The 5240-nt window shown below is 43.6% G+C and carries 10 protein-coding genes; 3 read left to right on the top strand and 7 right to left on the bottom strand.

Translation table 11 applies throughout. The features are described 5' to 3' along the window. The first annotated feature begins 163 nt into the window (after positions 1-163). The 3 genes from P5674_RS23065 to P5674_RS23055 all read left to right on the top strand — a co-directional run bounded on the left by P5674_RS23065 (position 164) and on the right by P5674_RS23055 (position 2156). Complete coding sequence (locus tag P5674_RS23065) at positions 164-325, top strand: hypothetical protein (RefSeq protein WP_014276455.1); 162 nt, start codon at positions 164-166, stop codon at positions 323-325. Then, the gene (locus tag P5674_RS23060) at positions 312-578 is read left to right on the top strand and encodes a hypothetical protein (protein ID WP_035738106.1); all 267 of its coding nucleotides are present in this window, start codon (positions 312-314) and stop codon (positions 576-578) included. The genes P5674_RS23065 and P5674_RS23060 overlap by 14 nt, the downstream gene beginning before the upstream one ends. Positions 579-899: 321 nt before the next feature. Continuing rightward, positions 900-2156, top strand: a complete 1257-nt coding sequence (locus P5674_RS23055; protein ID WP_006616738.1) for a DNA cytosine methyltransferase — start codon at positions 900-902, stop codon at positions 2154-2156. A gap of 109 nt (positions 2157-2265) precedes the next feature. Here P5674_RS23055 and P5674_RS23050 read toward each other — a convergent pair whose 3' ends face one another. The 7 genes from P5674_RS23050 to P5674_RS23020 form a co-directional block, all read right to left on the bottom strand. Beyond that, a complete protein-coding gene (locus P5674_RS23050; RefSeq protein WP_006616739.1) occupies positions 2266-2850 on the bottom strand; it encodes a hypothetical protein in 585 nt (194 codons plus the stop codon). Next, complete coding sequence (locus tag P5674_RS23045) at positions 2847-3113, bottom strand: helix-turn-helix domain-containing protein (RefSeq protein ID WP_006616740.1); 267 nt, start codon at positions 3111-3113, stop codon at positions 2847-2849. Before P5674_RS23045 ends, P5674_RS23050 begins: the two co-directional genes overlap by 4 nt. Before the next feature lie 89 nt (positions 3114-3202). Then, positions 3203-3595: a hypothetical protein gene (locus P5674_RS23040; protein WP_014276451.1), complete on the bottom strand. Its 393-nt coding sequence runs from the start codon at positions 3593-3595 to the stop codon at positions 3203-3205. A gap of 54 nt (positions 3596-3649) precedes the next feature. Next, positions 3650-4129: a hypothetical protein gene (locus P5674_RS23035; protein WP_315643071.1), complete on the bottom strand. Its 480-nt coding sequence runs from the start codon at positions 4127-4129 to the stop codon at positions 3650-3652. A gap of 6 nt (positions 4130-4135) precedes the next feature. Further along, positions 4136-4447 carry a hypothetical protein gene (locus tag P5674_RS23030; protein WP_126277527.1) on the bottom strand — a complete coding sequence of 104 codons (312 nt, stop codon included), beginning with the start codon at positions 4445-4447 and terminating at the stop codon, positions 4136-4138. Continuing rightward, positions 4425-4706 carry a hypothetical protein gene (locus tag P5674_RS23025; protein WP_006615985.1) on the bottom strand — a complete coding sequence of 94 codons (282 nt, stop codon included), beginning with the start codon at positions 4704-4706 and terminating at the stop codon, positions 4425-4427. Before P5674_RS23025 ends, P5674_RS23030 begins: the two co-directional genes overlap by 23 nt. A gap of 9 nt (positions 4707-4715) precedes the next feature. After that, positions 4716-5132: a hypothetical protein gene (locus P5674_RS23020; RefSeq protein WP_014276448.1), complete on the bottom strand. Its 417-nt coding sequence runs from the start codon at positions 5130-5132 to the stop codon at positions 4716-4718. Positions 5133-5240 lie beyond the last annotated feature (108 nt).

The raw sequence follows: 5240 nt of genomic DNA, 5'->3' as shown, positions 1-5240 counted from the left end.
TGAGGTCGAAATTGGGTGAAATTCGGTGAAAATGCGATCGCTCTTCCCACCAAAACCGTCGTGGGGAAAGGGCGGGTGTATATAATTGGCTGGTGTGTTCCATGGCTGACTGCTGCACCCGCCCCTACATTACATTGGGCGCGTTATTTGAGGTCGAAATTGGGTGAAATTCGGTGAAAATGCGATCGCTCTTCCCACCAAAACCGTCGTGGGGAAAGGGCGGGTGTATATAATTGGCTGGTGTGTTCCATGGCTGACTGCTGCACCCGCCCCTACATTACATTGGGCGCGTTATTTGAGGTCGAAATTGGGTGAAATTCGGTGAAAATGCGATCGCTCTTCCCACCAAAACAGCGGCGGGGAAAGGGCGGGTGTATATAGCTCGCTGGTGTGTTCGATGGCTGACTGCTGCACCCGCCCCTACATTACATTGGGCGCGTTATTCGAGGTCGAAATTGGGTGAAAGAGCGATCGCTCTTCCCACCAAAACGGGGGCGGGGAAAAGGCTAGTAGGGGCGGGTGCTAGATCCGCCATCGGGAAAACCAGCCCACTACCTGCACCCGCCCTTCTTCTGTAACACCACGGGGAAAACCAGCCCACTACCTGCACCCGCCCTTCTTCTGTAACACCACGGGGAAAACCAGCCAACTACCTGCACCCGCCCTTCTTCTGTAACGCCCCAACATTGGGCGCGTTATTCGAGGTCGAAATTGGGTGAAAAGGCGATCGCTCTTCCCACCAAAACGGGGGCGGGGAAAAGGCTAGTAGGGGCGGGTGCTAGATCCGCCATCGGGAAAACCAGCCCACTACCTGCACCCGCCCTTCTTCTGTAACGCCCCAACATTGGGCGCGTTATTCTTGTTAACAAAAGGTTCGACTTGATCTCAGTCTTGACATTATGTATACTATCTGTCACTATAATGGTTATAGAGCCTTTATTTTTCAAGTCATGGACCTACAATTATCCTTGTTTCCAGATGATCCAAAAGATAACAGCACCAGGAAGCAGAAAAAAGCTAAATTAGGGCGTTATCAAAGAATTCAGCGTGAATTAGCCACAACCAAACGCGATCCTTATCAAGTTCAAGTTGATATTAATCCCGTATCCCAACCACTGCAAACCTATAACTTTATCGATCTATTTTCTGGTGTAGGGGGAATCACGCAGGGTTTTTGGCAAGCTGGTTTTAATCCAGTAGCTAGTGTAGAAATTAACCCAATTGCCTCCGCCACTCATCAGAGAAACTTTCCCAATTGTCATCATTTTTGTGGGGATGTTAATGATTTTAATCCTCACCAGTGGCTATCTAAAATTGGTTCTCCTTCAGTTCATCTCGTCGTAGGCGGGCCACCGTGTCAAGGTTTTTCTGTCGCTGGGAAGCGCGATCCCAATGATCCTCGCAACCATTTATTTCAAGAATTTATTCGCATTGTTGCTGAAGTGCGTCCTTGGTATGTCGTTATGGAAAATGTACCCGGCATTTTAACCCTCAAAAAAGGCACAATTAAACAAGCTATTTTTGCTGCTTTTGAAGCCATTGGTTACACCAATATTTCCGTAGCAATTCTTGAATCTGCTGCCTATGGTGTTCCCCAAATCAGGCCTAGAGCTATTTTTATAGCTAATCGTTTCGGAATGAAAAATCCTTATCCATATCCTCAATTAGTTCCAGAGGAGTATCAGACAATTGAATCAGCAATTTCCGATCTACCAGCTTACCAACCCATTCCCAGTATTAATCATGAATGGACTCGTCATTCTCCCGAATATATGGAGCGGATATCAAAAGTACCTCCAGGAGGTTCTTTGTATCAAACCTATGTTGATGCTTTTAAGCGACAGTATCCCGGAAAATCTAGTATGACCATCAAAGAGAATCACGGGGGGACTCATATTCATCCCCATCTAAATCGGGTGATTTCAGCGCGAGAAATGGCTAGATTACAGACCTTTCCTGATTCTTTTATCTTTGAAGGAACCATGAAAAAAGCCATGTGGCAAATTGGAAATGCTGTTCCTCCACGTCTAGCAGAGTGTATTGGCTATGGACTCATTCCTTACTTAAATAGGATTGTCACAGAGGCTGAAAATGAGGCTGAAAATATAGTTGTCTCCGAAAAACAGCTTACTTATGTTCAGCTAATGTTGCATTAAGAGCATTACGCCATGACTCAAAATCATACCAACCGCAACCTATACAACCACCTTCTGCTTCCGCTCCCAATGGAGGAATATTATCAGGCCAGTTATCACCCCCAGAATACTAGAAGTGGATACCCATGGGCTGCCCTCTTTTACCAGTTTTCATACATCTTTCACAACTTCTGGATTTCAGTAAATTGTGGTTGCCAGCACTATCTTTTTTGAGAAGTTGAAATTTGCTTTTGATTTCGTTTTCGTTCATGTTTATGTCATGACTAGGTTCGGCTTTACCCCAACGCTGCATAGGAAAACGGTGATCAATCACTAACTCATGGGTTGGTCTTTTTCGATTTGCAATAACGTCTTTATAATCATAAAGTTTCAAAATTCTGTCGGCTAATTTTGGGGGAATAATAGCCGGAGCATTTGACGGTTTTATTTGCCCAGTCCATCTATCCCATCTGGTTTTTTTATTACAGATGTTACAGAAATCCCGTTTGGTCTCAAGATGTAGCCCCGGACGACTTTTAGTTCCGCGCTCTAGTCCTTGAATTCCACCACCTCCAGCGTATTGCTCCGATGCTACTTGCTTACCTTCATAAGTGCGACAGTGCCACTTCTGATCTGACAGCAAACTGAACACCTTTAACTGAGAAGAACCTGGTTTTAATTGGGATTTAAAATTAGCCACTAAATTGCGATTCATTCAGTCCTAGTTATTTCTATTTCTAAGTTATCCAGAAGTTGAGATACGGTTATTCCTAAGCCCTCAGCAAGAGCCACAATAGCCGTAAGAGAAGGATTTCTGACACCACGCTCTAGACCAGATATATACGTGCGGTCTAGGTCACAACGTAGCCCTAGTTCTTCTTGAGAAATACCCACAGCCCTTCTATGCTGTCTAATCAGAAATCCCAAGGCTTTTAAGGTTTTTGCTTTTGATTTTTCCATAGAGTCATAATTACCCATTGTGGACGATAAGTCTACGGACTATCAGTCACATCAAGAGATATTTTTGTCCTCATAGCTTTGGTCAGATACTCTGATTGACGATTCTCCTAACGGCTAATCTTCCCAGGTCTTCGATTTAAAATCCACCAAGTTAAAACTCCCCAAAATGCCCCAATTAGACAACTAGCAATAAAAGCAAAACTCGCCGTTGATACCGGATGAATCGTTGGCGCTTCCGTCTTATTCCGTAACGGGACAAACGAGGCAATTTCCGTTAATATACCCTCCGAATAATTCGCGATTGATGAAGCCGCCGCCGACGCTGTACCCACTCCTATACTAGCAGCAGCGATCGCTCTTTCTAGCCTATCCTCTCTTTTCGCTTGATTAATTTCCACAATTCCCTCAATCGTCTTAATCAGATTTTCTAATAAAATCATCCCCGGACTTAAACTCTCATAGTCCGTTTTTACCTGTCTTTCATACTTTTGTTCTGCCAATTTACTAAACTCAGCAAACGTAGTTAACTGACAATTTGGGTCTAGCTTCGCAAATTATTTTAACCTTTGTCGATAGTTGGTTAAATTAATCGTAATTGTCCTTAACTGGGAATGCAGTTTACTTAAATTGATCGCATAATTCCCTAATATTTCTAGCGTATCTTCTAAAGCCTTTTGTAAATCTTCCGGGTCTTTCCGCTGTTGGCGAATTGTTAAGACCGATTTTTGAATCGTTTGATAATTGTCTTTTAATCGGCGTTTCAAAATCCGACTTTGGCTATAAGCCCAAATAATCTTATGGCGATAGGATAACAGGCGATGAAAATGGGTCTGTATTTCCCTAATTTTATCTTGCACTGCCTTTAAGTCGCACTCTGCTGGTAATAGCCAAATTAAATAATGGCATTCTCCTAAACTGTTTTGAATGTCCTTTTTCAGCAGTGACTTATGTTCATCATTTAACCGGGGATAATTTCGCAGGTCTTCCGGTTTTTCATTATCAATCAGTATCAGTAAATTTTCCCAATCTGTCACCGAAACTCACTGGGTTATTTCAAATAAATCGTCCCCTAACAGTTTATTCCCTGGGAAACTCAATTGATTATCTTTTTTCCAGGGTAGGGGTTTATTGGCGATTTCTGTATAACTCTTGTCGGCAATTTCATTAACTTTATCTGGGGAATATTTCCCGTCAAGTTGACCCCACAATAACCAAGTTTTACCTAGGCTTGAGGGAGTGTTATTAATCCTTTCCTGAATGTATTTTTTCAGTTGACTTAAACTGGTTTTATGATATTCGCTATCATAGGCATCAACGATTAAACTATAGCTATCCCCCAATTGCGATGCCACTAACACATATTCTATCCACATTAGAGGTTGTTCGATAGTCTAACGACACAATATCGCTTTCGGGGTTTTCGCGGTTAGCATATTTTTCCAGTTTTTGCTTATTTTCTGGCGTTAAGTTACTATATGGTTTTTGCAGGTCATGATGAAACCGCCGCCAAAAATAATAGCGATTAAAATCTATGCTTTCTGAGGTTTGTCCTAACCCTTCCCGTAAGTCATACAGAAACAGTTGCAGCGTGATTTCTTTCAGGGGGTACATTCAGTTAACTTAGATAGATGGAGATGACTGAAATAGTTGCCTAAAAAACTCTTTGAGTTTGCCACATCCCGAAGGATTTAGCGCATCTTTTGAGGCTTTTACTGGGTCGGGAGAATGACAAATTTGCTCCGCCAGATTGCTTAATTCTGTGCTATAATCATCACTATCGAAACTCGGTAGATAGCCTTTTTTTCGCTCGCTTCCCTCAGCCATTAGTCGATCGCACCACCAAAACGGCGCCGGGAAAGGGCGGGTGTATATAACTGGCTGGTGTGTTCGATAGCTGACTGCTGCACCCGCCCCTACATTGGGCGCGTTATTCGAGGTCGAAATTGGGTGAAAACGCGATCGCACCACAAAAAACGGCGCCGGGGAAAGGGCGGGTGTATATAACTGGCTGGTGTGTTCGATGGCTGACTGCTGCACCCGCCCCTACATTACATTGGGCGTGTTATTCAATGTCAAAATTGGGTGAAAATGCGATCGCACCACAAAAAACGGCGCCGGGGAAAGGGCGGGTGTATATAACTGGCT

Origin of the sequence: Limnospira sp. PMC 289.06, from assembly GCF_032350395.1 — a bacterium.
Classification (GTDB): Bacteria; Cyanobacteriota; Cyanobacteriia; order Cyanobacteriales; family Microcoleaceae; genus Limnospira; species Limnospira platensis.
Note: the sequence above shows the minus strand (reverse complement) of the source record. Positions and strands in the feature narration are given on the sequence as shown.

Bases quoted from the DNA above. Each gene is read 5' to 3' on its own strand.
- P5674_RS23050 (WP_006616739.1), bottom strand. From the start codon at position 2,850: ATGAATCGCAATTTAGTGGCTAATTTTAAATCCCAATTAAAACCAGGT.
- P5674_RS23055 (WP_006616738.1), top strand. From the start codon at position 900: ATGTATACTATCTGTCACTATAATGGTTATAGAGCCTTTATTTTTCAA.
- P5674_RS23045 (WP_006616740.1), bottom strand. From the start codon at position 3,113: ATGGGTAATTATGACTCTATGGAAAAATCAAAAGCAAAAACCTTAAAA.
- P5674_RS23025 (WP_006615985.1), bottom strand. From the start codon at position 4,706: ATGTACCCCCTGAAAGAAATCACGCTGCAACTGTTTCTGTATGACTTA.